Genomic DNA, 3,508 nt, shown 5'->3' on the forward strand with positions numbered 1-3,508 from the left:
CGTGTGCTTCAGGTGTCCATCGATGCAGCAGCCGACACATCACGGGAAAGACAGCCATCGGCGTCAGCGCGGAAACGAGTCAAACCACTGCATCGACGAACCATTCCAGTATCACTGCGCGGAAAGTTGGCCTCCGCTCCAACTATTCACGCACGAGCGCCGCCAGGCGCACTACAGCGGAAGTTCCGTTTCCGTCAGACTGGGGCCGCCGCCGACGCGTCTGAACCACTCACGCCCGAACGCGGCCTGCAGCATGTCGACGGGCATCTGCAGGAACGGCCCGAAGTCACCGACCTGCGTCTCGTGCGCCAGCATGGCGTTGCGCTTGGCATCCATGACCGTGCTGACGTCGACGACGGTGGTGATCTCCGACTCGGGCAGCCCGAACGTGTCGAGGTCGAGCGAGTTGTCCTCGTCGGCCCAGTTCGGGTTGAGCTCGACGAGTTTCTTCATGTGGTCGCGGTTGGCTGTCGTCTCGTAGACGTTCTTCGTCCCGGCCAGTTCCGCGGCCCTCGCGCCGACGTAGTGCACCTGGATGTGATCGGGGTGCCCGTAGCCGCCGTTGGGATCGTAGATGGTCAGGACGTCGGCGTTCTCCTCGTCGAGTACGGCGGCGAGCTTGCCTGCTGCCTCGTCGACGTCGACGTTGCAGAATGCGTCGGGCGCGTCGTTCTCGGGTGTTCCGGCCATACCGGAGTCGGCGTAGTGCAGCATGACGACTCGATCCGCACCGAGGATGCCCGCAGATGTCGCAAGCTCGGTCTTGCGACGTTCGGCCAGGGTCTCGCCCTCGGCGAGAATGCCGTCGGGAAACTCGCCGAGGGCACCGTCGGTCGCGGTGACCAGCACGACCCGATGCCCCGCGTCGGCCGCGAGGCGCATGACGCCGCCGGTGTTGAAGACCTCGTCGTCGGGATGGGCGTGAAAGCAGACAAGTGTGCTCATGAAGGGACATGCTTGCACGCCCCGTCGATTATTTCGTGGCTGCGGGTGCGTAACTGTCGGCGAACTCCGCGGTCGGAGCGATGTTGGTGATGATGTCCAGTCCGACGCCGTCCGGTGCGGCGATGATGAAGTGTCGTTGACCGAAGTCCTCGCTGCGGATGTCGAGCAGAAGCGTGGCACCGCCGCGCACCACGAGGCGGTCGTATTCTGCGTCCACGTCGTCGACTTCCAGATTGAGAAGCGTTCCGCGGGACGGGTGGCGAAGTGCGGGCGGAATCGTCTCGTGCGACGCGTCCAGGATGGCGAGTTCGAAATTCGGGTCGCGTCTGAGACTGACGTACCAGTCGCTGTCGAACGTCGTCTCGAACTGCAACGTTTCGACGTAGAACGACGCCGTGGCGCGTACGTCGTGGGTCATCAGAACGGGGTAGAAGCTGCTGAGCATCATGGACCTCCTATAGATACGTACAGTCTGTATGTGTTTGAGACTACACATACACTGTGTACGTATCAAGGGAGGAAACGATGAGTCCGACGAAGAAGGAGCAGAGCGCCGTCACGACTGCGCACTTGCTCGACGTTGCGCGTGAGATGTTCGCGGAGTCGGGATTTTCCGGCGTCGGTCTCGAAGACGTCGCGGCTCGATCGGGTGTGACGCGCGGCGCGGTGTATCACCATTTCAAAAGCAAGAACGGCCTTTTCGCGGCGGTGCTCGATCTGGTCGCCGAGCGTGTCGCCGACGCGGTGTCGGACGCCGCGTCACGCGCGGACACGGACTGGGGTCAGTTGGTCGACGGCTGTCACGCATTCGTCGACGCCGCGTGTTCCGACGCGCATCGACAGATTCTGCTGGTCGACGGGCCTGCGGTTCTCGGGTGGGCGACGTGGCGGGAGTCCGACGCCCGGCATTCGGGCAGGCTTCTGCGGGAGGGCTTGGCGGAGTTGCTCGGTTTGTCCGGCGCGTCGGCCGACCCTGCTGCGGTCATGTTGTCGGGGGCAATGAACGAGGCTGCACTGTGGTTGGCCAGGGCCGACGCAGCCCCGCAGGATCGTCGGAATGCGCACGCGATGCTCGACCGGTTGCTGGGGGCGTTGCGGTCGTGACGTCGTTCAGGCTCGGCCGGTGAGGCGTAGGTCGCGAAGGCTCAGCGACAGAGAAGTAGTCGACGGCGTCTGCGCCTTGCGGTAACGCCGAACGTCACACCAGTGCTGCGCCGACACCCACGCAGGCGCCGGTAGCGGTCAGGGCTGCGACCGACGCCTTCTGCGGATTCTTCACCCGTCGAACAGTGATCGGTCGCGTTCGATTCGATTGTCGAGGATGACCGCACTTTGGGGCGGGCCGAAACTTCATGCGGCGCAGCGCTGTAGAGGGCGTTCGAAGCAGGGTCCGCCGCTACGTCGTCGTGGAGGGAAGCCCGCGACCCCGGTTCGTGGCGCGTTCTTGTCGGTGGCATGTGATAGTGCCGATTCGATCGTAATGCACTGCGAGACAACCAGTTTCCTTGACATCCCGATCTCCGGTGGTATAGTCGAACATAAGTTCGAATCGAGTCGGGGGCTTGAATCCATGCCGTTCACTAGGCGCAGCGCGTTCGCGAAATACGTCGGACCACAGAAGAAACCGGTCATCGACACGGCGGTGTTGGGTGAACTGTCGCAGGTCGCGGTCCTGGAGAATCAGGCCTGCGCACGGAAAGTCGCTCTCGCAGCCCACATATGGGATTCGTGCATCCATCAAACCATTCAGGTCGGGGACCTGATCACCGACGCCGGCAACTATGCGGCCTCCGAAACAGCGAAGATTTTGGGCTGCTCGAAAACCGTCGCGGACACCTTCGCCGAGATCGGCATGGACCTACGCCTACGCCTGCCCGCGATCAAAACAGCATTCGACGCCGGCGAACTCGACCTCGCCCGCGTCCGCGCGATCTACCGCGTCACCTCCCCGCTGTCTTTGGATGCCGCCACACGGATCGAAGCCGAAGTGCTACACGCCGCCAGAAGGCTCTCCCCCGGACCATTGGCCACCGAAATCGCCGCCATCATCCAGCGCACCGCACCCGACGAAGTCGCCGAGGTGCGAGAAGACCTGAAAAAACTCACCGGAGTGCGCTACCGCGACAAAGACCTGATCGCCACCATCGAAGCAACCCTCGACGCCGCCGACGCCGCCGCCTGCTGGCAATCGATCACCGAAATGGCCGCCACCCTATGCCCCCGCGACCCCCGCACCCGCAGCCAACGCCTCGCCGCCGCCTACACCGCATGCATACGACGCGAAACCCATCTCGCCTGCACCTGCGAAGCCGACGAAGACCACCCCTGCACCGCCAACCGTGTGCTGCCGGATCGGCGAGTACCACTGACCTCGATCACCATCGACCTCGCCACCCTCGCCGCATTGAACGATCTACCCGCCTACCTCGCCGGACACGGGTTGATCGACGCCGCCTACGCCCGCGAACTCGCCGCCAACAGCGACTGGCAGATCGTCATCACCGAAGCCAGAAACATCGCCGACGAACTCCACATCACCCTCGACAACACCACCACAGCCGAC

General features: G+C 63.7%; 4 protein-coding genes. 2 read left to right on the forward strand and 2 right to left on the reverse strand.

What is annotated here, in order from left to right:
• Nucleotides 1-171: 171 nt before the first annotated feature.
• Together HQ354_RS25390 and HQ354_RS25395 are read right to left on the reverse strand one after the other, a co-directional pair.
• The gene (locus HQ354_RS25390; RefSeq protein ID WP_068429239.1) at nt 172-945 is read right to left on the reverse strand and encodes a PIG-L family deacetylase; all 774 of its coding nucleotides are present in this window, start codon (nt 943-945) and stop codon (nt 172-174) included.
• Between the two features lie 28 nt (nt 946-973).
• A complete protein-coding gene (locus HQ354_RS25395) occupies nt 974-1,393 on the reverse strand; it encodes a VOC family protein (protein WP_068429241.1) in 420 nt (139 codons plus the stop codon).
• Nucleotides 1,394-1,470: 77 nt separating this feature from the next.
• Here HQ354_RS25395 and HQ354_RS25400 point away from each other — a divergent pair, with 77 nt between their 5' ends.
• Both HQ354_RS25400 and HQ354_RS25405 read left to right on the forward strand, forming a co-directional pair.
• A complete protein-coding gene (locus HQ354_RS25400; protein WP_068429244.1) occupies nt 1,471-2,049 on the forward strand; it encodes a TetR/AcrR family transcriptional regulator in 579 nt (192 codons plus the stop codon).
• A gap of 346 nt (nt 2,050-2,395) precedes the next feature.
• On the forward strand, nt 2,396-3,508 hold a 1,113-nt coding region (locus HQ354_RS25405), incomplete at its 3' end, for a DUF222 domain-containing protein (RefSeq protein WP_308115305.1).

This window comes from Rhodococcus sp. BP-261, from assembly GCF_019835205.1.
GTDB classification, from domain to species: domain Bacteria; phylum Actinomycetota; class Actinomycetes; order Mycobacteriales; family Mycobacteriaceae; genus Rhodococcoides; species Rhodococcoides kyotonensis_B.